The 22295-nt window shown below is 68.1% G+C and carries 25 protein-coding genes; 16 read left to right on the plus strand and 9 right to left on the minus strand.

What is annotated here, in order from left to right; genetic code table 11:
* Positions 1 to 19: 19 nt before the first annotated feature.
* From QUV35_RS06435 to QUV35_RS06450, 4 genes are all read right to left on the minus strand, one after another.
* Positions 20 to 1348, minus strand: a complete 1329-nt coding sequence (locus QUV35_RS06435) for a TRAP transporter large permease (protein WP_300871727.1) — start codon at positions 1346 to 1348, stop codon at positions 20 to 22.
* Positions 1345 to 1902: a TRAP transporter small permease subunit gene (locus tag QUV35_RS06440; RefSeq protein WP_300871729.1), complete on the minus strand. Its 558-nt coding sequence runs from the start codon at positions 1900 to 1902 to the stop codon at positions 1345 to 1347. The genes QUV35_RS06435 and QUV35_RS06440 overlap by 4 nt, the downstream gene beginning before the upstream one ends.
* Before the next feature lie 80 nt (positions 1903 to 1982).
* Entirely contained in the window at positions 1983 to 3053 is a 1071-nt protein-coding gene (locus QUV35_RS06445; protein WP_300871731.1) for a C4-dicarboxylate TRAP transporter substrate-binding protein, read from the minus strand.
* Between the two features lie 90 nt (positions 3054 to 3143).
* Positions 3144 to 3872, minus strand: coding sequence for a TetR/AcrR family transcriptional regulator (locus QUV35_RS06450; protein ID WP_300871733.1), 729 nt, complete (start codon positions 3870 to 3872; stop codon positions 3144 to 3146).
* Positions 3873 to 3957: 85 nt separating this feature from the next.
* Here QUV35_RS06450 and QUV35_RS06455 point away from each other — a divergent pair, with 85 nt between their 5' ends.
* The 11 genes from QUV35_RS06455 to bamE all read left to right on the plus strand — a co-directional run bounded on the left by QUV35_RS06455 (position 3958) and on the right by bamE (position 12882).
* Positions 3958 to 4596: a CoxG family protein gene (locus QUV35_RS06455; protein WP_300871734.1), complete on the plus strand. Its 639-nt coding sequence runs from the start codon at positions 3958 to 3960 to the stop codon at positions 4594 to 4596.
* Positions 4597 to 4606: 10 nt separating this feature from the next.
* Complete coding sequence (locus tag QUV35_RS06460; protein ID WP_300871736.1) at positions 4607 to 5464, plus strand: xanthine dehydrogenase family protein subunit M; 858 nt, start codon at positions 4607 to 4609, stop codon at positions 5462 to 5464.
* Positions 5465 to 5480: 16 nt separating this feature from the next.
* Positions 5481 to 5963 carry a (2Fe-2S)-binding protein gene (locus QUV35_RS06465; RefSeq protein ID WP_300871738.1) on the plus strand — a complete coding sequence of 161 codons (483 nt, stop codon included), beginning with the start codon at positions 5481 to 5483 and terminating at the stop codon, positions 5961 to 5963.
* Positions 5960 to 8377, plus strand: a complete 2418-nt coding sequence (locus QUV35_RS06470) for a xanthine dehydrogenase family protein molybdopterin-binding subunit (protein WP_300871740.1) — start codon at positions 5960 to 5962, stop codon at positions 8375 to 8377. Before QUV35_RS06465 ends, QUV35_RS06470 begins: the two co-directional genes overlap by 4 nt.
* Before the next feature lie 359 nt (positions 8378 to 8736).
* Positions 8737 to 9105: a glutaredoxin domain-containing protein gene (locus QUV35_RS06475; protein WP_300871741.1), complete on the plus strand. Its 369-nt coding sequence runs from the start codon at positions 8737 to 8739 to the stop codon at positions 9103 to 9105.
* Complete coding sequence (locus tag QUV35_RS06480; RefSeq protein WP_300871743.1) at positions 9102 to 9461, plus strand: hypothetical protein; 360 nt, start codon at positions 9102 to 9104, stop codon at positions 9459 to 9461. The genes QUV35_RS06475 and QUV35_RS06480 overlap by 4 nt, the downstream gene beginning before the upstream one ends.
* A gap of 92 nt (positions 9462 to 9553) precedes the next feature.
* On the plus strand, positions 9554 to 9991 hold the full coding sequence (locus tag QUV35_RS06485; protein WP_300871744.1) for a BLUF domain-containing protein: 438 nt from the start codon (positions 9554 to 9556) through the stop codon (positions 9989 to 9991).
* A 146-nt stretch (positions 9992 to 10137) separates the two neighbouring features.
* Positions 10138 to 10704, plus strand: coding sequence for a pyridoxamine 5'-phosphate oxidase family protein (locus QUV35_RS06490; RefSeq protein WP_300871746.1), 567 nt, complete (start codon positions 10138 to 10140; stop codon positions 10702 to 10704).
* Positions 10661 to 10966: a hypothetical protein gene (locus tag QUV35_RS06495; protein ID WP_300871748.1), complete on the plus strand. Its 306-nt coding sequence runs from the start codon at positions 10661 to 10663 to the stop codon at positions 10964 to 10966. Before QUV35_RS06490 ends, QUV35_RS06495 begins: the two co-directional genes overlap by 44 nt.
* Before the next feature lie 117 nt (positions 10967 to 11083).
* A complete protein-coding gene (locus tag QUV35_RS06500; RefSeq protein ID WP_300871749.1) occupies positions 11084 to 12340 on the plus strand; it encodes an Hsp70 family protein in 1257 nt (418 codons plus the stop codon).
* Between the two features lie 56 nt (positions 12341 to 12396).
* On the plus strand, positions 12397 to 12882 hold the full coding sequence (gene bamE, locus QUV35_RS06505) for an outer membrane protein assembly factor BamE (protein WP_300871750.1): 486 nt from the start codon (positions 12397 to 12399) through the stop codon (positions 12880 to 12882).
* On the opposite strand, the gene QUV35_RS06510 is transcribed toward bamE, so the two are convergent.
* Positions 12831 to 13355 carry a hypothetical protein gene (locus QUV35_RS06510; protein ID WP_300871751.1) on the minus strand — a complete coding sequence of 175 codons (525 nt, stop codon included), beginning with the start codon at positions 13353 to 13355 and terminating at the stop codon, positions 12831 to 12833. The genes bamE and QUV35_RS06510 overlap by 52 nt on opposite strands.
* An 11-nt stretch (positions 13356 to 13366) precedes the next feature.
* Between QUV35_RS06510 and QUV35_RS06515 the strand changes: the two genes are divergently transcribed.
* The 4 genes from QUV35_RS06515 (at position 13367) to egtB (ending at position 17738) form a co-directional block, all read left to right on the plus strand.
* Positions 13367 to 14473, plus strand: coding sequence for a PQQ-dependent sugar dehydrogenase (locus QUV35_RS06515; protein WP_300871752.1), 1107 nt, complete (start codon positions 13367 to 13369; stop codon positions 14471 to 14473).
* Positions 14474 to 14623: 150 nt separating this feature from the next.
* Positions 14624 to 15208: an NnrU family protein gene (locus tag QUV35_RS06520; RefSeq protein ID WP_300871753.1), complete on the plus strand. Its 585-nt coding sequence runs from the start codon at positions 14624 to 14626 to the stop codon at positions 15206 to 15208.
* A gap of 77 nt (positions 15209 to 15285) precedes the next feature.
* Positions 15286 to 16404: a PQQ-dependent sugar dehydrogenase gene (locus tag QUV35_RS06525; RefSeq protein WP_300871754.1), complete on the plus strand. Its 1119-nt coding sequence runs from the start codon at positions 15286 to 15288 to the stop codon at positions 16402 to 16404.
* Between the two features lie 8 nt (positions 16405 to 16412).
* Positions 16413 to 17738 carry an ergothioneine biosynthesis protein EgtB gene (gene egtB, locus QUV35_RS06530; protein ID WP_300871755.1) on the plus strand — a complete coding sequence of 442 codons (1326 nt, stop codon included), beginning with the start codon at positions 16413 to 16415 and terminating at the stop codon, positions 17736 to 17738.
* Here the strand turns inward: egtB and phnE are convergent.
* Genes phnE through QUV35_RS06550 form a run of 4 tightly spaced genes read right to left on the minus strand, consistent with a single transcriptional unit; the run spans position 17728 to position 21107 of the window.
* Complete coding sequence (phnE, locus tag QUV35_RS06535) at positions 17728 to 18552, minus strand: phosphonate ABC transporter, permease protein PhnE (RefSeq protein ID WP_300871756.1); 825 nt, start codon at positions 18550 to 18552, stop codon at positions 17728 to 17730. The two genes, egtB and phnE, sit on opposite strands and share 11 nt — an antisense overlap.
* On the minus strand, positions 18549 to 19391 hold the full coding sequence (locus tag QUV35_RS06540) for an ABC transporter permease (RefSeq protein ID WP_300871757.1): 843 nt from the start codon (positions 19389 to 19391) through the stop codon (positions 18549 to 18551). Before QUV35_RS06540 ends, phnE begins: the two co-directional genes overlap by 4 nt.
* Before the next feature lie 2 nt (positions 19392 to 19393).
* Positions 19394 to 20227, minus strand: a complete 834-nt coding sequence (locus QUV35_RS06545; protein WP_300871758.1) for an ATP-binding cassette domain-containing protein — start codon at positions 20225 to 20227, stop codon at positions 19394 to 19396.
* Between the two features lie 16 nt (positions 20228 to 20243).
* Positions 20244 to 21107, minus strand: a complete 864-nt coding sequence (locus tag QUV35_RS06550) for a putative selenate ABC transporter substrate-binding protein (RefSeq protein WP_300871759.1) — start codon at positions 21105 to 21107, stop codon at positions 20244 to 20246.
* Positions 21108 to 21277: 170 nt separating this feature from the next.
* On the opposite strand from QUV35_RS06550, the gene egtD reads away from it, so the two are divergent.
* Entirely contained in the window at positions 21278 to 22285 is a 1008-nt protein-coding gene (gene egtD, locus QUV35_RS06555) for an L-histidine N(alpha)-methyltransferase (RefSeq protein WP_300871760.1), read from the plus strand.
* Positions 22286 to 22295 lie beyond the last annotated feature (10 nt).

Below are 22295 nucleotides of genomic sequence, written 5' to 3' on the forward strand. Positions count from 1 at the left end.
GGACGGCCCCAGGCGCCGCTCAGGTCAGCGCCAGGGCCATGACCGGGAAAAGGGCGATCAGCAGCAGCACGACCAGCATCACACCCACATAGGGCATGGTGCCGGCAAAGATGCTTTCCACCGACACCTTGGGGTCGTTGAGGGTGGACTTGACGGTGAACACCGAGATGCCGAAGGGCGGCGTGAGCAGGCCGATCTCCACCGCGATGACGGTGATGATGCCGAAATGGATCAGGTTGAAGTCCAGGCCTGCCGCGATCGGCACCGCCACCGGCGTCATGATCAGCAGGATGGAGCTGGAGTCCAGGATCATGCCCAGCAACAGCAGGATCACCACGTACAGGAACAGGAAGCCGTAGGGGCCCAGGCCCGCGTCCTGCACGAGGTCGCTGATGGCCATGGGCACACCCGCCACCGACAGCATGCGGCTGTAGAAGCCTGCCGCCACCAGGAGGATCAGGATGCCGACCGACACCGCGCCGGTTTCGGTGAGCACGCGCCACAGGTTGCCGCCGCCGAGCTTGCGTCGCAGGATGGCGATGACGAAGGCACCGAAGGCGCCAACGCCACCGGCTTCGGTGGGCGTGAAGAAACCCGAGTAGAGGCCACCGAGCACCAGCGCCACCAGTGCGGCAATGGGCACCAGCTTGGCCAGCATTTCGGTGCTGGTGAGCAGGCGCGCGGTGCTGCGCTCGGAGGCCATCTCGGCCTGGCGCTTCAGATCAAACACCAGGCCGGGCGTGAACTTCGCCATCAACATGATCATGGCGGCGAAGGCGGCGGCCATGGCAAAGCCGGGGATGATGCCGGCGATGAACAGGGTGCCGATGGACTGCTCGGCCAGCACGCCGTAGATGATGAGCAGCAGGCTGGGCGGGATCATCATGCCCAGCACCGAGCTGCCGGCCACGGTGCCCGCCGCAAAGCTGGCGCGGTAACCATGGCTCACCATCTCGGGCACGGCCACGCGGGTGAACACCGCCGCCGACGCAATGGACACGCCGGTGACGGCGGCGAACACCGTGTTGGCCGCCACGGTGGCCACGCCCAGGCCGCCGCGCAAACGCCGCAGCAGGGTTTCGGCCACGTCGAAGGTGTCCTTGCCCACATTCGATATCGAGACGAGCAGCCCCATCAGCACGAAGAGCGGGATGGTGGCAAATATGTAGTCGGCCACACCGTTGTAGGCCGAGAGGTACATGAGCCGCATCGCCATGTCCATGTCTTCGCGGATCAGCCAGATGCCGGCAAAGCCCACCGCAGTCAGCGCCACCGCGATGTGCAGGCCGAACAACACCAGAAACACCAGGGCCCCGATCAGAAGCCCGCCCATGGCCAGTTCGCTCATGCCTGTGCTCCGTTGGATGGGGGCTGGCGCAGCAGCGAAGGAATGCAGGCCAGGTAGGCCACGGCGGCGACCACCGAGCCCAGCACGATGAGGGCACGGAACGGCCAGGTGACGACGGTGAAGACGCCCTGCACGCCGAAGTACTCCTGGATTTTCATGGCCTCGACCAGCTCGGGCCAGGCGATGAATGCCAGCGCGAAGAAGAGCAGGGCGCCGACGACGACGTTGAACACCTCCAGTGCCTTGAAGGCCGCCGGCGAACGTTTGCCGACGATGCGCAACAGGAAGTCGCTGCGCGTCATGCGGCCCGAACAGATGGCCGCGGCCAGCTGCAGAAAAACGATGGAGGCCACCGATCGGGCGGCGAATTCGGCCACGCCGGTGATGGGCGCGTCAAGGAAGTTGCGCCCCAGCACATCGGCCACGATCAACAACATCATGAGGAAGATCCACACCGTGCCCACGGCAGCGAGCACGTTGGCCAGGCCTTGCAAGGGGTTGGTGAGGCCGGCGACCGCGGGGGTCTCGCTGGCGAAGTCGGGGTGGTTGAGCACAGGTCACCTGCGAAGGCTGGAAGAAACAGCACCCGGCAGCGCTTGGGCGCCACCGGGTGGACAAGACGGCGTCAGGCCGATCAGCGGTTCTGCAGGTCCCAGTCGCGCAGGGGCTTCACGCCACGGGCACGCAGTTCGTCGAAGTAGGCCTTGAGCACCTGCTTGCCTGCGTCACCCGTGCCTTGCAGCCAGGGCGCCACGATGTTGGGCAGGCCGTTGACCCACTTGGCTTTCTCGGCCGCGGGCAGTTCGGTGATCTGCAGGCCGGCGGCCTTCATGGTGTCCAGCGCGGCGTTGGCGGTCTTGGTGACGTGTTTGCCGTGCGCCACCGACGTGGCCTTGCCGGCCTTGAGCATCGCGTCCTGCACTTCCTTGGGCAGGCCGTCGAACACCTTCTTGTTCACCGCCACGCTGCCGAAGTACATGGCGCCGATGTCGATGCGCGTGAGGTTCTTCGCCACTTCATACACGCGGGCCGGGCCGATGCCGCTGGCAAACGACAGCGCGCCGTCGGTCACACCGGTCTGGATGTTCGTGTAGTAGGTGGTGAGCGCGCCGTCCACTGGCGTGGAGCCGGTCTCGCGCAGCCAGTTGGCCGAGGTGCCGGGCGCGTTGATGCGCTTGTTCTTCAGGCTGGCCATGTCCTTCACCGGGAAGGTGGCGTAGATGTCGTAGCTGTCGGTGATGAGCGAAGACAGCGGCACCATGTTCTGTGCGGTCCAGCTGTCGCGCAGGGCGGGCACGGTGGCGTTGAGCTTGTCGAAGATCTCGATGAGCTGTTCGTGGTTGGTGGTGGCGAACGGGGTGAAGTAGGTCACGTTCTGCAGCGGCATGGCGGAGTTCTCCCACACCGTGCCGACCATGCCCACATCCACGATGCCGTCGCGCACGGCGGCGCGGGTGTCGGTGAACTTGTAGAGCGTGCCGCCGTAGTTCTCGCGCCAGCGCACTTCGTACTTGGCGCCGCCTTCCTTCAGGATGCGGTCCACCTCGGGCTGGAACACTTCCTTCATGGCGAAGGCCCAGATGTTGGTGGTGGGGTGGCTGGAGCCGATGTTGACCGTGACGCGTTGCTGCGCCATGGCCGAACCGGCCGCCAGGGTGGCGCCCATGGCGACCAGGGTTGCAAACGCGATTTTCTTGAGCTTCATGTTGTCTCCTCGGTGGGTGTGATGGCTGCAGGTTCAGCCGGGTGGGCAGGGTGCCGGTGCCCCCGCACCGGCTTCATCAAAACGGTTGGGTCAGCGTGGGGCCGCGCGCTTGCGCGTGCTCCCGGTGGTGTCGGCAAACAGGTCGCGGCTGGCGTTCAGGTAGGCGCGCACGCGGTCGCGCACCAGCTGTTCGTCGTAACCCTCGTGGGCGCTTTCGCTGTAGACGTCCTGTGCGTAGATCCAGCGGCGCATGGTGATGTAGAAGAACCCGCCGTGCAGACCCATGAGCAGCTCCATCTCGCGCTCACTGGGCTTGGCGCGGCTGACCACGCCACGAAAGCGGCGCGTCTCGCGGATCAGGCGCGGGAACAGCCGCGCGCGCAGCATGGCAAAGAAACGGTCAGTGATGGTGTGGTCGGTCAGGCCCGAGAACACCAGGATGCGCACGAACTCCTGCGTGAGCGTGATCGTCACGTACTCCCAATAGAACGCGGTGAGCTTGTCTTCCACCGGTATATCGGCGTTGTCGAGCAGGGCATCCCACTCGGCGCGCCAGCGGCCTTCGAACACCTCGAGGTAGACGCGGTCGACCAGCGCCTGCTTGGTGGGGAAGTAGTGGTAGAGCAGGGCGTGGGTCACGCCAATGCTGCTGGCCAGGTCGCGCAGCTGGCCGTTGAAGCCGTGCACCGAAAAAAACTGGATCGCGCCATCGAGGATCTGGCGCTCGCGCTCGACCACACCCATGCGCCGGCGTGCCGGGGCAGCTGGCGCCGCTTTGCCGGCTTCCTTGGCCTTGTCAGGGTTTGTCTGGATGCGCACGCTATTTACCGATCGGTCAATGATTCGTACCATTGTTAACCGACTGGTAAACAAAAACACCCGTGAAAACCCGAGGATTCAAGGCATGGAATTGACTGGAGACATCCTGATCGGCGCACCGCGCGAGAAAGTCTGGGCCGGGCTCAACGACCCGAAGATCCTGACGCGCTGCATCCCCGGCTGCGAAGCCATGGAAGCCACCAGCCCGACAGAACGCACCGCCCGCGTGGCCGTGAAGATCGGCCCGGTACGCGCCCGTTTTGTAGGCCATGTGCGCATGGAAGACATTCGCGCCAACGAGGGCTGCGTGCTGCGCTTCCAGGGCTCGGGTGGTGCGGCCGGCATGGCCAAGGGCCATTCGAACGTGGAGCTCACCGACGAGGCCGGCGGCACGCGCCTGCGCTACACCGCGCAGGCGGCCATCGGCGGCAAGCTCGGCCAGGTGGGTGGCCGCATGATCGACGCCGCCTCCAAGCAGATGGCCGACCAGTTCTTCACCGCGTTCAACGAACAGATGGTGGGTGTGCCGGTGACGGAAGCCGCTGAAGCGCCTGCAGAACCAGCAGCCGCCGCCCCGGCGGCGCCCCAGCCTGCCTTCGTGCCGCGCACCGTTCACGCACCCCAGCCCGCCGCCAGCGGCGAGGGTGTGAGGGTGCTGTGGTTCGTGCTTGGTGCCTTGTCCACCGGCTTCGGCGTGTGGATCGCTTCGATGTTGACTTCTTGAGGACCGCTCCATGAAAGCCGCTGCCTTCGACTACGTCAAACCCGCCACCATCGACCAGGTGATCGCGCTGCTGCAGGAACACGGCGACGACGCCCGCCTGCTCGCCGGTGGCCAGACCCTGATGGCCACCCTGAACATGCGCCTGTCAGAGCCGCAGCTGGTGATCGACATCACCGGCATCGAATCCCTGCGCGGCATCAGCGTGCAGGGCGAGGTGCTGCGCATCGGCGCGCTGGCCACGCACACCGACATCGAGTTCAGCCCGCTGGTGGCGCGCCACGCGCCGCTGCTCAAGGCGGCCGCGCCGCACATCGCACACCGCGCCATCCGCAACAGCGGCACCTTTGGCGGCTCCATCGCCTACGCCGACCCGGCCGCCGAGTGGCCCACCTGCCTGCTGGCGCTGGGCGGCACGGTGGTCGCGCGCGGACCGAAAGGCGAGCGCCGCATCGCCGCCGACGATTTCTTCACCGGCCTCTACAGCACCGCGCTGCAGCCCGACGAGCTGCTGGCCGCCTGCGAGATACCGAGCGCCGGTGCCGACCACTGGTTCGGATTCAGCGAACTCGCGCGCCGCCACGGCGACTACGCCATCGTGGGCATGGCCGCCACCGCCCGGCGCGACGGTGCGGCCCTGCGCGGCCTGCGCATCGTGCTGCTGGGTGTGGACGCCACGCCGGTGCGCGCGCGCCAGACCGAAACCCTGCTGGAAGGCCGCGCGCTGGATCTTGCCACCGTGACCCAGGCCGTGGCCAGCCTGCGCAGCGAGATCGACCCGTTGCCCGACCTGACCAACACCCCCGACACCAAGCGGCACCTCGCCGGCGTGCTGCTGCAGCGCATGTTGCCCGTTGCCGTCACCGCCTGAGCCCCCAAGGAACACCATGGCAGACCTGTACCCGATCAAAGTCACCGTCAACGGCAAGCCGCACCAGTGCAGCGTGCAACCGCGCACCCACCTGGTGGACTTCTTGCGCGACGATCTCGGCCTCAAGGGCAGCCACCTCGGCTGCGAACACGGCGTCTGTGGCGCCTGCACCGTGGAGCTCAATGGCCAGATCGTGCGCGGCTGCCTCACCCTGGCCGTGCAGGCCGACGGTGGCAGCGTGCAGACCATCGAAGGTCTGAGCGCGACCGGCGTGATCCGCGACCTGCAAGACGCCTTCGTACGGCGCAATGCGCTGCAGTGCGGCTTCTGCACCTCGGGCATGTTGATGGCGGCCAAGGAACTGGTGGAGCAGATGCCCCACGCCACCCGAACCGAGGTGCGCGAATGGATTTCGGGCAACTACTGCCGCTGCACCGGTTACCACGCCATCGTGGACGCGATCTGCGACGTGCTGCAACAACGCAAGGAGGCCGCATGAAACGCGACACCGTCAACCTCGAACCCGGTCTGGACCTCAGCCGGCCGCTGACCCCGGTCAACGACGACCAGCGTTACATAGGCGCCTCGGTGCCGCGCGGCGGCATCGAGCGCCTGACCCAGGGCCTGGGCCAGTACCTCGACGACATCGAGCTGCCGCGCATGGCCCACGTGGTCTATTGGCGCAGCCCGGTGGCGCACATGCGCATCAAGTCGGTCAACGCCGATTTCGCGCGCGCCATGCCGGGCGTGCTGCTGGTGGCCGATGGGCAGGATCTCGCCAGGATCTGCAAGCCCTGGGTGGCCACGCTGGGCCACCTGGCGGGCATGAAGTCGGCACCGCAGTACCCGCTGGCGCTGGACCGCGCCTGCTGGCAGGGCGAGCCGGTGGTGGCCGTGGTGGCCGAGACGCGCGCCGCGGCCGAAGACGCGCTGGCCTACATCGAGGTGGACTGGGAAGAACTGCCCGCCGCCACCGACATGCTCACCGCACTGGACCCGGCCACGCCGCTGATCCACCCCGAGCTGGGCGACAACCTGTGCTTCACCCGCACGCTGGACGTGGGCCAGGTCGACGAGACCTTTGCCCGGGCCGACGTGGTGGCCGACATCGAGTTCGAGTTCGGGCGGCACACCGGCGTGACGCTGGAGCCCCGCGCGCAGATCGCGCACTGGAGTCCCGCCGACCGCCGCCTCACGGTGTACCACTCGTGCCAGGCGCCGCACATGATGCAGGACCTCTACGGCCGCCAGTTCGACCTGCCGGCCAGCGCCATCCGCGTGGTCTGCAAGGACGTGGGCGGCTCCTTCGGCATCAAGGTGCACGCCTACCCCGACGACTTCGCCACCGTGGCGCTCTCGATCCTGCTGGGCCGTCCGGTGAAGTTTGTGGCCGACCGGCTGGAGAGCTTCACCAGCGACATCCACGCGCGCCACCACCACATCAAGGCGCGCATCGCGGTCAATCGCGACGGTGAGATCCTCGGCTTCGACATGGACGACCTCACCGGCATCGGCCCGTACTCCATGTTCCCGCGCACCAGCGCCATCGAAGGCAACCAGGTGGTCAACCTTGTGGGCGGGCCCTACAAGCACCAGCATTACCGCGCGAAGCTCAACGTGGTGTTCCAGAACAAGACGCCGACCTGCCAGTACCGCGGCGTGGGCCACCCCATCGCCTGTGCCGTGACCGAGGCGCTGGTGGACCTGGCCGCGCAGAAGATCGGCATGGACCCACTGCGCATCCGCGAGCTCAACGTGATTCCCGACGACGCCTACCCCACGGCCGGCATCTCGGGCATCAAGCTGGAGATCCTGTCGCACGAGGCCAGCCTCAAGAAGCTGCGCGAGCTCATGGATTACGACGCGCTGCGCGCCGAGCAGGCCGCGCTGCGCCAGCAGGGCATCCACCGCGGCATCGGCTTTGCCACCGTGATCGAGCTCACCAACCCGAGTGCTGCGTTCTACGGCGTGGGCGGCGCGCGCATCGCCTCGCAAGACGGCGCCACCGTGCGGCTGGACCCCGAAGGTCACATCACCGTGTTGATCGGCGTGGGCGAGCAGGGCCAGGGCACCGAAGGCATCTACCAGCAGATCGCGGCCGACGCGGTGGGCGTGGACATCACCAAGGTGCGCGTGGTCACCGGCGACACCGACGCCACGCCGTACGGCGGTGGCACCTGGGCCTCGCGCGGCGCGGGCATCGGCGGCGAAGCCGTGCTGCTGGCGGGTCAGGCGCTGCGCGAGAACATCGTGAAGGTGGCGGCCATCATCCTCAAGCGCGCGGGCTCAACGCTGGCGGTGCGCCGCGACCGCATCGTGGACGCCACCACCGGCGAAGAGCTGCTGCCGCTGGCCGAGCTGGGCCGCATCGCCTACTTCCGCTCCGACACACTGCCGGCCGAGTTCACGCCCGAGCTCATGGTCACCCGGCACTACGCGCAGCGCGACTTCCCGTTCATCTTCACCAACGGCGTGCAGGCCTCGTATGTGGAGGTGGACACCGACACCGGCTTCGTGAAGCTGCTCAAGCATTGGGCGGTGGAAGACTGCGGCCGCGTGCTTAACCCCATGCTGGTGGACGAGCAGATGCGCGGCGCCATCGTGCAGGGCATCGGCGGCGCGCTGCTGGAGGAGTGCCTCTACGACGACAGCGGTCTGATGATCAACGCCAGCATGGCCGACTACCTCGTGCCCATGTCGGCCGAGATGCCCGACATTGAAGTGGCCCATATTCAGACGCCCACCGCCACCTCCAAGCTCGGCGCCAAGGGCGCGGGCGAGGCCGGCACGGCGGGCGCACCCGCGGCGGTGATGAACGCGATCAACGACGCCATGGCGCCTTTTGACGCGCACGTGTTCTCGCAGCCCATCACACCGCAGAAAGTGTTGCGCGCCCTGGGCAAGGTGCGCTGACGGGCCGGACCCCGATGCCCGGGACGGCGCCCTGAAGGGCCGTTCAGGAACGGGTCACCATGGACGACCCAGACACAGCGAGTGCCTGGCCTCAGCCCACACGCTGCGCTTGGTCTGTGTTTTTGGATGGCCGTCCGCGACACCCATGCCACTCAACAACGTCAAGGTGGGTAGCCGCCTGGCGCTCGCCCTCGGGCCGCCGACCACGCGCAGCAAGCCAACCAGCTCGCCAGGAGCCCATCGAACGTGGCCACCCTGGGAGGCGATGTGGTGGCAACGCTGCGGCGGGGAGTTCCTGGACGATCCGCGCAGACCGCATCAACTGCCACTACAGTTCAAGGCCACAACAAGGAACGCCCATGCCCCGCCCGACACTTGACGAAGCCGCCATTCACCCCGCCATCCAGCAGAAAGTGGCCAGCCTGCATGCCGACCTGCTGCGCCAGGCCCAGGCCGAGGTGGCCGCCAACGCGGTGATGGTGTTCGGCATGTCGGGCAACCCCTTCGTGGGCAAGGCCCGCAAGGCACTGGACGCAGCCGGTGTGGCCCACGGCTACCTGGAGGTGGGCAGCTATTTTTCGCAGTGGCGCCGGCGCAATGCCCTGAAGATGTGGACCGGCTGGCCCACCTTTCCCATGGTGTTCGTGCGGGGTGTACTCGTGGGCGGTGCAGAAGACGTGGCCGGTCTCATCGAATCGGGCGAACTGAAGCGGCTGCTGAGCGCATGAAGTCCAGGGCGGAAGTGTGGCGCTGCGATGTGGGCGGTGCGAACGTGGCGGTGCTGGACATTCCCGGCTCGCTGGAGCGGCACCGCAGCTTCGACATCGACGTCACCCTGGTGGTGCGGGTGCCGCAGCCGCTGGAAGGCGCCTGGCACGCCCTGACCGTGGAGCTGGACGGCCAACAACAGTGGTCACGCCGCATTGCCAGCAACAGCCCCGGGTTGACCGACGGGCTGGACTACCACTGCCGCGTCGAACTGCCCACCGGGCGCGCGCTGCGAGTGCGTGCCGTGGCCGGCGTTTCGGGATCGGTCGTGCGGCAGCTGGCGGTGGAAGCGCGGGAAGAGCTGCCCGGGGTTTGATGGCCGGGCGTCCGGGAGTACCCTGTAGCCCACTCATTTGCTGGCAAAGCATTCGCCTTGCCAGCGTCATTGCATTTCTGGATCTGTTGACCATGGCCGGCTTGCGCGCACTCACCTACCTGTCGGAAGCGATCAGCCCACTGACGCGCCCGCAGATCGAACACCTCCTCAAGAGAGCCGAGGCCCGCAACGGACAGCACGGCGTGACGGGTGTGCTGCTTTACACGAACGGGCATTTCATCCAGTACATCGAAGGTCCTGCCGAGGGTGTTGCGACCATCTGGGACATCATCCAGGCGGACCCGTTGCACCACCGGATCGTCGAACTTGCCCACGAGCCGATCCGTGAGCGGGAATTCGCCCAGTGGTCCATGGCCTTTCGCGCCGACGGCTCGCACGGCATGTCGCATCCCACCCATCTGGATGCCCTGCTGACTGGGCGCTGCGCCGACTACGGCAAAGCGCTGACGGGGCCCACCGAGAAGCTCCTGCACTTCTGGAATGCGCACCGGGGACAGAGCGCGTTCTGAGCCATCCAGCCGCCAGGCATGCTCCGCCAAGGCAGCGCGAACCTGTTGTCCTGGTGGATCCGGCCGGGCACGTATGCCAGCGCACAGACCCACCCGGCGATTCTTTCTACCGTGGTTCCTTCATTCAACGATGACGAGGACCACCCATGAACATCGAAGCCCAGACCACGCCCGAACTCAAGCACATCGCCGAGCTGATCGAGGACATCGCCACCTCCATGCTCACCACCATCGAGGCCGACGGGTCGCTCGCCAGCCGGCCCATGTCTGCGCTCGAAATGGACGCCAGCGGGGCCATCTGGTTTTTCACCGACACGCGGTCTTCCAAGGTCGAGCGCCTGGGCGCGGTCAACCTGGCCTTCACCGACCTCGACGACAGCACCTACGTGTCGCTCTCGGGGCACGCCGAGATCGTGACCGGCCGGGACCAGATCGAACGCCTGTGGTCGCCCTTTGCGCGTCCCTGGTTTCCCGATGGTGTGGATTCGCCCACGCTGGCCTTGCTGAAGTTCGTGCCGCATTCGGCCGACTACTGGGACGCTCCCAGCAGCAAGATGGTGCGGCTCATCGGCAGCATCGCGTCGGCGGTGGCGGGCAAGCCCATCGGCATGGGTGAACACGGTTCGCACGGGGGCTGTCCGGTGGCACCGTGCCGACCGGGAGCCGCGCATGAACAAGCCTGGCCACCCCGCTGTGCCTCACCACCCCGTTGAGCCCGACACGCCGTTCGAGGTGCCGCCCGAGGACGGCAAGACGCCCTTGAAGCTGCCGCACGAGAACGACGAAGACACGGACATGACCGACGACCAGCCGGACCCGAAGATCCTGCAGGCCTGGAAGGACCTGAAAGAAGGCCAGGTGGACACTGACATGCGCGCCACGCCGGGCCAGGACGCGGCCCAGCGCGCCATCGACGTGCCGGGTCCGGGGGGGCAACCACCGCCGCAGGAGAAAACGAGCGTCCGCCACACGTAGCGTGCCGTGAGGGAACAGCGGGCCGTGGGGCCCGCCACGCAACGGTGGCAGAATCCGCGCTCCCCATGAGCCGGCGCCTCCGTTCGTGACTCGGGGCTCATTTCCTTCCCCTTCCCCATGACTCCTCCGCTCAACGGCACGCTCGGCATCGATTTCGGCACCTCCAATTCGGCCATGGCCTGGGCCGACATGAACGGCACGGCACGGCTGATTGCGCTGGAGGGCACGGCGCTGTCCATGCCCACGGCCGTGTTCTACAACTCGGAAGACAGCAGCACCCACTTCGGCCGTGACGCGGTGGCGCAGTACCTCGCCGGCACCGAGGGCCGGCTGATGCGCTCGCTCAAGAGCCTGCTGGGCAGCCCGCTGCTGCTGGAGACCACCGTGGTCAATCACCAGCAGATCAGCTTTCTGGACATCGTGGCCACCTATCTGGCTGCGTTGCGCGAGCGCGCCGCACAGTCGCTGGGCGTGGCGCCCACCCGGGTGGTGATGGGCCGGCCGGTGCATTTTGTCGACGATGACCTCGAGCGCGACGCGCTGGCGCAGGATTCCTTGCGGCAGGCCGCCCACGCCGTGGGTTTCCGGCAGGTGTCGTTCCAGCTGGAGCCGATCGCCGCCGCGCTGGACCACGAGCGGCGGCTCGAGCGCGAACAGGTGGTGCTGGTGGTGGACCTGGGCGGCGGCACGTCCGACTTCACCGTCGTGCGGCTCGGCCCGCAGCGCATCCGGCTGGCCGACCGGGCCGGTGACGTGCTCGCCACCACCGGCGTGCACATCGGCGGCACCGACTTCGACCAGAAGCTCAGCCTGGAGCAGGTCATGCCCTTGCTGGGCTACAAGCACCTGGGACCGCAGCAGCGCGAGGTGCCCAGCCGTGTGTTCTTCGATCTGTCGACCTGGCACCTGATCCAGTGGCTGTACCAGCCGCGTGCGCTCAGCCAGGCGCAGCAGCTGCGCGTGAACTACGCCAACGTGGCGCTGCACGAGCGCCTGATGAGGGTGCTCAAGCATCGCGACGGCCACCGCATTGCGCACGAGGTGGAACAGGCCAAGATCCGCTGCTCGGAGCAGGATGGCGCCACGCAGGTCGACCTGTCGGAAGTGGAGCCGGGCCTGGGCGCCGCCATGGACGCCGGGGCCATGCGCGACCACCTGGGCAACCTGCTCGCGCGCACCGTGGCCTGCGCCCGCGAATGCGTGCAACGCGCCGGCCTGACCGACAACACCCTCGACGCGATCTACCTCACCGGCGGCTCGTCGGCCCTGCGGCCTTTCCAGCGCGCGCTGCAGGCGGAGTTCCCTGGCGTGGATCTGGTCGAGGGCGACCTGTTCGGGGGTGTCGCTTCGGGGCTGGCCTACAGCCGGGGCTGAACTTGCGTTGAAATGTCTGCTCACACGGACCGGATCGTTGACCAGGAGTTCGAACCATGCGCGTGTTGTTGTGTCTGGCCGCTGTCGCGGCCTTGTCGGCCTGCAGTGGTTATGCGCCGCCCCATCCGGTGGCCGGCACCACCCGGGATGAGCTTGTCGCCCTCATGGGTCCGCCGGAGATGCAGCGCCCCGTGGAAGGAGGCACACGGCTGGAGTTTCCCCGTGGCCCCCGTGGCGTGCACACCTGGTTCGTGTACCTGGATGCCAACGGGCGCGCGGTGCGCAGCGAGCAGGTGCTCAACGAGGCCACGTTCAACCGGATCCTGCCGGGCATGACCCGGGAGCAGGTCCGCCAGATCCTGGGTCGACCGGGTGAAGTGGGACTGCTGGGCCGCTCACGAGGCCATCTCTGGAGTTACCGCTACGAAAACAATTCGTGTCTCTGGTTCCAGATCGAACTGGCCCAGGACCAGACGGTGCGTTCAGCCGGCTATGGTGAGCCGCCGGAGTGCTCCAAGCCGGGCGACAGCGCGTTTTTCTGAGCGGGTCGGCGCGCCGTGAGCCGGGCGTACAGCCAGCCGGCGATGGCGGCGCCGGCCGCCATCACCAGCAGGCCGGGCCACTCGCGCGTGGCGTCGATGAACACCGGCATGGGTGCCAGCGCGTCGACCGTGCGCACCGCCGCCACCATGCCCGCGCCGGCCGCTGCCGCCAGCAACGGGCTGCGCCAGGCGGGCCGGCGGCGCGCCAGAACAGCCGCTGCGGCCAGCGCCGGCAGCCACCCCGCGGCCAGGAGGCCTGCATACACCGGGGCAAAACCGGCCAGGTCCTGCCAGGTGGTGCGGGCCCGCTCGGCGGCCGGGATGTCCACGCCCAGGCCCACCAGGGCCTGCAGGTTCCACTGTGTCTGCACCACCGAGCCCCAGGCCGCCGCCAGCAGCCAGGCCAGCAGCAGCGGCCCGAGATGGCGCGTCCAGCGTGGGTTGGCGGACTGGGTGGAGGGGCCGGATCTCATAATGGCCGATTATGAAATACCTGCTTGTTTTCATCGTCGGGGCGCTGGCTCTGCTGGGCCCGCTCCAGGCCGCCAGCTACCGCATCGAGACCGTGGCCAGCGGGCTCGAACACCCGTGGTCGCTGGCGTTTTTGCCCGGTGGCCGTCTGCTGGTGACCGAGAGGGCGGGCCGGCTGCGGTTGATCGAGCCCGGGCCCAATGGGCGGCTTCAATTGCGTGCCGAGCCGGTGGACGGCGTGCCGCCCGTGCTGGCACGCGGGCAGGCCGGCCTGTTCGACGTGGTGGTGGACCCGGCCTTCGCGGTCAACGGTCGGGTGTTGCTCTCCTTTGCCCACGGCAGGCCCGAGGCCAACCACCTGCGCGTGGTGCGCGCGCGTTTCGACGGTCGTCGCCTGCTCGATGTGCAGGCCGTCTTCACCTCGATGCCGGCCAAGGCCGATGCCCAGCACTTCGGCGGTCGCATGGCCTGGCTGGCCGACGGCAGCCTGCTGCTCGGCATGGGCGACGGCAACCTCGAACGAACCGATGCGCAGCGCCTGCACACCCACCTGGGCAAGGTGCTTCGCATCCAGCCCGACGGCGGTGTGCCGGCCGACAACCCCTTCGTCGGGCGCGCCGATGCCCGGCCCGAGATCTATTCCATTGGCCACCGCAACCCGCAGGGGCTGGTGGTGGTGGACGGCGTGCCCTATGCCCACGAACACGGCGCGCGGGGTGGCGACGAACTCAACCGCCTGCGGCCCGGCGCCAACTTTGGCTGGCCGGTGACCACGGGAGGCATCGACTACACCTACGCCCGCATCACGCCTTTCAAAAGCCTGCCCGGCATCGAGCCGCCGCTGGTGGAGTGGACCCCGTCGATCGCCCCGGCCGGACTGGCCTGGTACGACGGTGAGCTGTTTGCGGCCTGGCGTGGCAGCCTGCTGGTGGCAGCGCTCAAGGAGCGCAGCGTGCGCCGCGTGCCCCTGACGGGTGGCACACCCGGGCCCCAGGACATCCTGTTCCAGGAGCTCGGCGAGCGCATCCGCGACGTGCGTGCCGGTCCCGACGGCGCGATCTACCTGCTGACCGACAGCCCCGATGGCCGCGTGCTGCGCGTCGTTCCCGCTCCCCCCTGAGCCCGGGGGCCGGGCCGGGCCGGCCAGCGCACCTCCCGGGCCGATGGGGACATGGCCCCTTCCCGTTCCGGATGGGTGGCCAGACGCTACAGTGCGCTCTGCGCCGCGGCGCCGGATGGGCCGGCGCGGCGAGTTTCGAAAGGGGTGGCCATGCTGCTGTTGATCCTGGGTCTGGTGTTGTTTCTGGGCATTCATTCGGTGTCCATCGTCTCGGCCGACGGGCGCAACCGCCTGGCCAGGCAGATGGGCGAAGGACCCTGGAAGGGTCTGTATTCGCTGGTCTCGCTGGCCGGTTTCGTTCTCATCGTCATCGGCTACGCCGCAGCGCGTGAAGCCCCGGTGCTGCTCTACACCCTGCCCAACGGTTTTCGGCATCTGGCGGCCCTGCTCATGCTGCCGGTGTTCGTGCTGCTGCTGGCCGCCTACCTGCCCGGGCGCATCCAGCGTGCGACCCGGCACCCCATGCTGCTGGCGGTGAAGCTGTGGGCGCTGGCCCACCTGCTGGCCAATGGCACGCTGGCCGATGTGCTGCTCTTCGGCGGCTTTCTCGCCTGGGCGGTGGTCGACCGCATCTCGGTGAAAAAACGCGCTGCTGCGGGCTTGACGCGCGCGGCCCCGGCGCTGCCCGCCGGCAAGGCCAACGACGCCATCGCGCTGGTCGGTGGCCTGGGTATTTACGTGTTGTTCGTGGTGTGGGCACACGCCTGGCTGTTCGGCGTGCGGCCCTTCGGCTGAGCGGCTTGAGGGAACCCTCGCCCGCTGCGGCGCACCAACCGGCTCCATCCCTTGAAACGACACCGGAGAGGCCCTTGATGATTCGCCCGATCGCCCTTTCATTCACCGCCCTGCTGGCCGTGGCGGGTCTGACGCCTGCGCTGGTGCATGCCCAGACCACCGAGGTGGTGGCCAGCGGCCTGCAGAACCCCTGGGGCGTGGCCTTCATCGGCGAGGGCCGCATGCTCGTGACCGAGCGGCCCGGGCGCATGCGCGTGGTGGGGGCCGATGGCCGCGTGGGCGAACCGCTGGCCGGTTTGCCCCCGGTGGAGGCGGGCGGGCAGGGCGGCCTGCTCGACGTGATCACCGACCGCGCATTCGCCAGCAACCGCACGGTGTATTTCTGTTATTCGGAGCCGGCGGCCAGCGGTGGGGGCAACTCCACCGCCATGGCCTCGGCCAGGCTGTCTGCCGACGCTTCGCGGCTCGAGGACGTGAAAGTGATCTTCAGCCAGGCGCCGAAGGTGAGCAGCCGGGCGCATTTCGGCTGCCGCATCGTGCAGGCCGGCGACGGCAGCCTGTTCCTCACGCTGGGCGACCGCTATTCCCGCATGAACGACGCCCAGACGCTGGACAACCACCACGGCAAGGTGGTGCGCGTGCGCTCCACCGGCGGCGCCCACCCGGACAACCCCTTCGTGGGTCGCGCGGGCGCCCTGCCCGAGATCTGGAGCTTTGGTCACCGCAACCTGCAAGGCGCCGCGCTCGCACCCGACGGACGCCTGTGGACCTCGGAACACGGCCCGCAGGGTGGTGACGAGATCAACCGGCCCGAGGCGGGCAAGAACCACGGCTGGCCGGTGATCACCTTCGGCCAGAACTACGGCGGCGGCACCATCGGTGAAGGCATCACCCGCCGGGAGGGCATGGAGCAGCCGCTGCACCAGTGGACCCCTTCGATCGCGCCATCGGGCCTGGCCTTCGTGACGAGCGAGCGGTACGGCCCGTCCTGGCAGGGCAACCTGCTGGCCGGATCGCTCAAGTTCCGCTACCTTTCGCGCCTGGTCATCGAAGGCGACCGGGTGGTGCGAGAGGAAAAACTGCTGCCCGATCTCAACCAGCGCGTGCGTGACGTGCGCCAGGGTCCCGACGGTTTCATCTACCTGCTGACCGACGACCGCAACGGTCAGCTGTTGCGCCTGCTGCCCGGGCGCTGAAAGGCCCCATGCGACACAACTCCCCGCAGGCCTCGGGCTCGCCCGATCCACACACCGCACGGGCGGCCCTGGCTCGGCGCTACCAGGCGGTGCGCCAGCAAACCCGTGCCCTGGCCGCTCCCCTGTCGCCCGAGGACTGCCAGGCGCAGTCGATGGCCGACGCCAGCCCGACCAAATGGCACCTGGCCCATGTGACCTGGTTCTTCGAGACCTTCGTGCTGGAGCCCTTCGAGCCCGGCTTCCAGCCCTTCAACCCCGCGTTCCGCGTGCTCTACAACAGCTACTACAACGGCGTCGGCGAGCAGTTTTCCAGGCCGCAGCGCGGGCTGGTCACGCGACCCGACCTGGCCGAGGTGTGGCGCTGGCGCGAGCAGGTCGACGAGCGCATCGCGCAGTTGATCCGGCACACCGACAGCCCGGAGGCCCTGCACCTGATCGCCATGGGGTTGCACCACGAACAGCAGCACCAGGAACTGCTGATCACCGACATCAAGCACCTGCTCTCCATCCATCCACTGAGCCCGGTTTACCAGCGCGCCTGGCCGCTGGTGTCGGTGGCGCCGGTGCCTGCGCGCTGGATCGAGCGCGAGGGTGGTCTGGTCGACATCGGCCATGCGGGGGAGGGGTTTTCGTTCGACAACGAAACCCCGCGTCACCGACAGTGGCTGGAGCCGCACGCGCTGATGAACCGCCCGGTCACGCACGGCGAGTGGCTGGACTTCGTGCGCGACGGTGGCTACAGCGATCCGCGCTGGTGGCTCGCCGCCGGCTGGGACTGGGTCCGTGCCCAGGCGGTGCGGGCACCGCTCTACTGGACCTTGCCGCCAGACACCAACGCCTTGCCCACCGTGTTCACCTTGCATGGCGAAGTGCCGCTGGACCCGAACACGCCGGTGGTGCATGTGAGCTACTTCGAGGCCGATGCCTTCGCCCGCTGGAGCGCTGCCACGCACGCCGACTTGGCCGGCGCGCGCCTGCCCACCGAAGCCGAATGGGAGGCAGCAGCCGCTGGCTTGCCCGTGCAGGGCAACCTGCAGGAGACCGGCGCGCTGCATCCCTTGCCCGCACGCGCCGCCGGCCCGGGGTTGCAGCAGATGTTCGGCGATGTGTGGGAATGGACCGCCAGCAGCTACAGCGCCTACCCGGGCTACCAGCCCGTGGCGGGTGCGGTGGGCGAGTACAACGGCAAGTTCATGGTCAACCAGACCGTGCTGCGCGGTGGCTCGTGCGCCACGCCGGCCTCGCACATCCGCGCCAGCTACCGCAACTTTTTTCCGACCGATGCACGCTGGCAGTTCAGCGGGCTACGGTTGGCCAGATCACTTATCGAGTGAGCAGCCGCCGGGCGCCGTGGCTTGACGCGTCCACCACCGCCACCATGAGCAGCATGGCGCCGAGGATGGTGGCGGTCTTGTTCATCTGGAACAGACCCATGTGAAAGGCCAGCAGCTGGCCCAGGCCGCCCGCGCCCACGACACCCAGCACCGCAGCGGCGCGGATGTTGTTCTCCCAGCGGTACAGCGTGTAGCTCATCAGCTGGGGCAGCACCTGGGGCAGCGTGGCGTGGAGGAACACGCGGCCGTTGCCCACGCCCTGCACGCGCAGGGCATCGCCAGGGCCGCTGGGGGTGTTTTCGATCGCTTCGGCGAACAGGCGGCCAAGCACGCCGGTGGTGTGAAGGGCCAGCGCCAGCGTGCCGGCGAACGGCCCCAGGCCGGCCGAAATCAACAACAGCGCGGCCCACACCAGTTCGGGAATGCTGCGCAGCGCGTTGAGCACCCAGCGGGTGGGCGCGCGCGCCCAGGCGGCATCGGCCGCGTGCAGGCGGCTGGCCGGCAGCGCCAGCGCCAGGCCGGCGGCCGCCGCCAGGGCCGTGCCCAGCGCCGACATGGCCAGCGTCTCCCAGGCACCGAGGGCCACCTTCTGCACAAACACCGGCGAGAGATCGGGTGGGAAAAACTCGGCCAGAAAACGGCCCATGCTGCGCGCCGCTTCCAGCGAGAGGAACTGCGCCCACTGCAGGTTGAGCGAAGCGAAGCTGGCCACCACCAGGACGATCAGGCCGGCGACAAACCAGCAGGCCTTGCAACGCGCGTCGAACAGGCGCGGGGGCAACTTGTAGGGTGGGTTCGATGCAGCGGGTTTCATCCGAGCGATTTCCTGAGCCACGAACTCACACGGTCCGCGAGTGCCACCAGCAGCACGAACACCAGCAGCATGGTGGCCACCTCGCCGCCGTTGAACATCTTCATCGAGTTGTCGAGCTGCTGGCCCAGGCCACCGGCGCCCACGAAGCCCAGCACCACCGACGAGCGGATCGCACATTCCCAGCGGTAGACCGTGTAGCTCGTGAGCTCGGCCGCGTTGGTCGGCAGCAGACCATAAAAGAAAGCCTGCAGCCGTCCGCTGCCGTTGCGCAGCAGTGTCTCGGTGGCGTGCGTCTCGCCGCTTTCCAGGATCTCGCCATACACCTTGCCCAGCATGCCGCCGTAGGTCAGCGCAATCGCCAGCACGCCGGCGGTGGGGCCCAGGCCGACCACACGCACGAACACCAGCGCCCAGACCAGTTCGGGAATGCTGCGCAGCACGATCAGCAACCAGCGCACGAGCTGGCGCAGCCAGAACGGGCCACGCGCCATGCGGCCCGACAGCGCGGATACCGACAGCACCCGCACCGACAGCAGCGTGAGCGGAATGGCCACCACCAGCGCCAGCGTCACGCCGGCGGTGGCCATGGCCACGGTGCGCCAGGTCTCCACCGCCACCATCTGCATGAACCCCGCATTGACCACCAGCGGCCAGAAGGTGGCGAGGAACTGGCGGGTGACCCTGAGGTTGTCGGGTTCCAGAAAAATCCAGGGCCTGAACTCGGTGGCCACCATCAGCGGCCACAACAGCACCGCCCCCAGGCCGAGCCAGAACACGCGGCCCGTCCAGGCCGGATCCCGCACGGGGGGGCTGCGAGAGGGGGTGACCGCTGCGCCCATGCTCAACGGCAGTGCATCACGGCCGGTGGCGCGGCGGTGGCTTGAACCGGCACCACCATCGGCATCTCGCCCCGAAGTTCGTGTTCGAACTGGTCGTACAGAAGCGCCAGCCGTTGCGGGGTCACGTCGGCGGCTGGCAGGTCAAAGGCCAGCTGGCCGTCTCTCAAACCGACGATGCGCGGAAAGTGGGCCAGCGCCACATCCACCTGGTGCAGCGTGGCGATCAGCGTCGCGCCGCGTTCGCGCGCGCCGTCCAGCAGCGTGGCCACGGCCTGTTTCGAGCGGGTGGGGTCGAGCGCCGAGAGCGGCTCGTCGATCAGCCATGCCCGGGCCGGCGCGAGCAGTGCGCGCGCCAGGCCCACGCGCTGGCGCTCACCGCCCGAGAGCCGGTCGACCCGCTCGAACAGCTTGTCGGCGAGGTCGAAGCGATCCAGCGCGTCAAAAGCGGCCGGAATGTCGCTCGGATAGAACAGCGAGCGCAGGCTGGCCAGCAGGCCCATGGCGGGCAACCGGGCGGCGAGCACCGAGGTGACCACCCGCTGGCGCGGTGGCAGCGGCGGCACCTGCGGCGCCAGAAACAGCTGGCCGCGCTGGCGCTGCAACGCAGCTCGCGGCAAGGCCCAGGGATCGCGCCCGTCGAGCGTCAGCTGGCCGGACGACGGCGGCAGGGCGCAGGCCATGACCTGCAGCAGCGTGGTCTTGCCCGCACCCGACGGCCCGATCACTGCGACCTGCTCGCCCGAGGCGATCTGCAGATCGAGCGAGCGCAGCGCGGGCGCGTGGCCCGTGCGCGCCGCGGGGTGGCGTGCCGAGACGCCTTGCAGTGTGATGTTCAACCGACCGCCTTGCCGATCAGAGCAGGCCGGCGCTGCGGGCGGCGGCTTCCAGGCCCTTGTAGTTCTCGGGTCGGGTTTCGATGTAGCGCGTGGCGCGGTTGAGCTTGAGGATCTCGGCGTGCTCGGGATTGGCTGGCGACAGGCCAAGCAGTGCGGACTTGATCTTCTGCTGCATCGCCACCGGCGTGTCGGCGTGCACCGACCAGTTGTAGTTGAAGTAGCCCGGCGTGGTGAAGAACACGTCCACCGCCTTGGTGTCCACCTTGTTCTCGGCCACGAATTTCTTCCAGACCGTGATGTCGAGCGCAGCGGCGTCGACCTTGCCGCTCACCACCGAGGCGATGGTGGCGTCGTGCGCGCCGCTGTAGGCGATGCGGCGGAAATCCTTTTCGGGTTCGATGTTGGCCGCCAGCAGGAAGCTGCGCGGCATCAGGTGGCCGGAGGTGCTGCTCTGCGAGCCGAACGACACCTGCTTGCCCTTCATGTCGGCCAGGCTCTTGATGCCCGAGTCGGTCTTGGCGATGAAGACCGACTGGAACTTCGTGTCTTCCTCGCGCTGGGCCAGCGGCACGATCTTGCCGCCCGAGCGCAGGTTGGCCTGCACGAAGGTGAAGCCGCCGAACCAGACCAGGTCCACCTTCTTGTTGACCAGCGCTTCCACCGCCGCAGGGTAGTCGCTCACCGGCGTGAATTCGACCTTCACGCCCAGCTGTTTTTCAAGATAGGAGGCCAGCGGCGTGAACTTGCGGATTTGCTCCGTGGCGGCTTCTTCGGGAATGGTGGTGACGCGGAACACGGTCTGGGCGTGGGCGGCGGCAGAGACGGCGAGCACGGCGCAGGTCAAGAGTGCGCGCAGGGTGCGGGGGGAGCTGTTGAACATGGTGAATCCGGTGAAGAGGGATTGAGGAGCGCGTATTAGACCTGAGCGGTTTCCATCCGGCGGCGCGGCCGCACAGCAACCCTCATCGTGGCAAGACCCTGTCCTGAACCGGGTCACCGCAGCGACGGGGAAGGACGCCTCCGATATAAAGCACCTTCCCGAAAGCGTTCATGCCCATTCAAGCCCCACCCCCACCCCCGCCTTTCATCCAGCTCCACCACGAGGACAGAGCCGCGCTGCGCGCCGAGCTGGTGGCGGGCCTGCTGCAGATACCCGCCCGCATCGCGCCGAAGTTCCTGTACGACGCGCTGGGCTCGCGCCTGTTCGACGCCATCACCGAACTGCCCGAGTACTACCCCACCCGCACCGAAGCATCGATCTTCAGGCAGCACGGCGCCGGGATGGCGCGTGTGGTGCCCCACGGGGCGATCCTGCTCGACCTTGGCGCGGGCAGTTGCGTGAAGGCCGCGCGCCTGTTCCCGGTGCTGCGGCCCTCGGCCTATGTGGCGATCGACATTTCGGTGGAGTACCTGCGCGACACCTTGCAGCAACTGCAGAAGCAGCACCCCGCGCTGGCGATGATGGGCCTGGGCATGGACTTCTCGGCCCGATTCGCGCTGGGCGCCGAGGTGGCCGACTGGCTGGCCGACGGGCCGGCGGCGCAGGCGCCACGCGTGGTGTTCTACCCCGGCTCCAGCATCGGCAATTTCAACCCTGGCGAGGCACTGGCCCTGCTGCAGCAGGCGCACGCGGTGTGCCGTTCGGGTGGCGCGGGCGGTGGTCTGCTGATCGGTGTGGACCGCCTCAAGCCGCGGGCCGTGCTGGAGCCTGCGTACGACGATGCGCTGGGTGTCACCGCGGCGTTCAACCGCAACCTGTTGCTCAACGTGAACCGCGTGCTCGGTGCCGACTTCGCGCCGGCCGCCTGGCAACACGTGGGGCTGTTCAACGAGCAGGCCTCGCGCATCGAGATGCACCTGCAGGCAACCACCCGCCAGGCCGTGACCTGGGCCGGCGGCGAGCGCGTGTTCGAACCGGGCGCTCGGGTGCACACCGAGAGTTCGTACAAGTGGCAGCCCGAGGCCTTCGAGGCGCTGCTCACGCAGGCCGGCTTTGCCCGGGGCCACCACTGGACCGATGCGCAAGGCTGGTTCAGTGTGTTCTGGGCACCGGCCTGATCGCGCCTGG

The organism is Hydrogenophaga sp. (assembly GCF_030373225.1).
Classification (GTDB): Bacteria; Pseudomonadota; Gammaproteobacteria; order Burkholderiales; family Burkholderiaceae_C; genus Hydrogenophaga.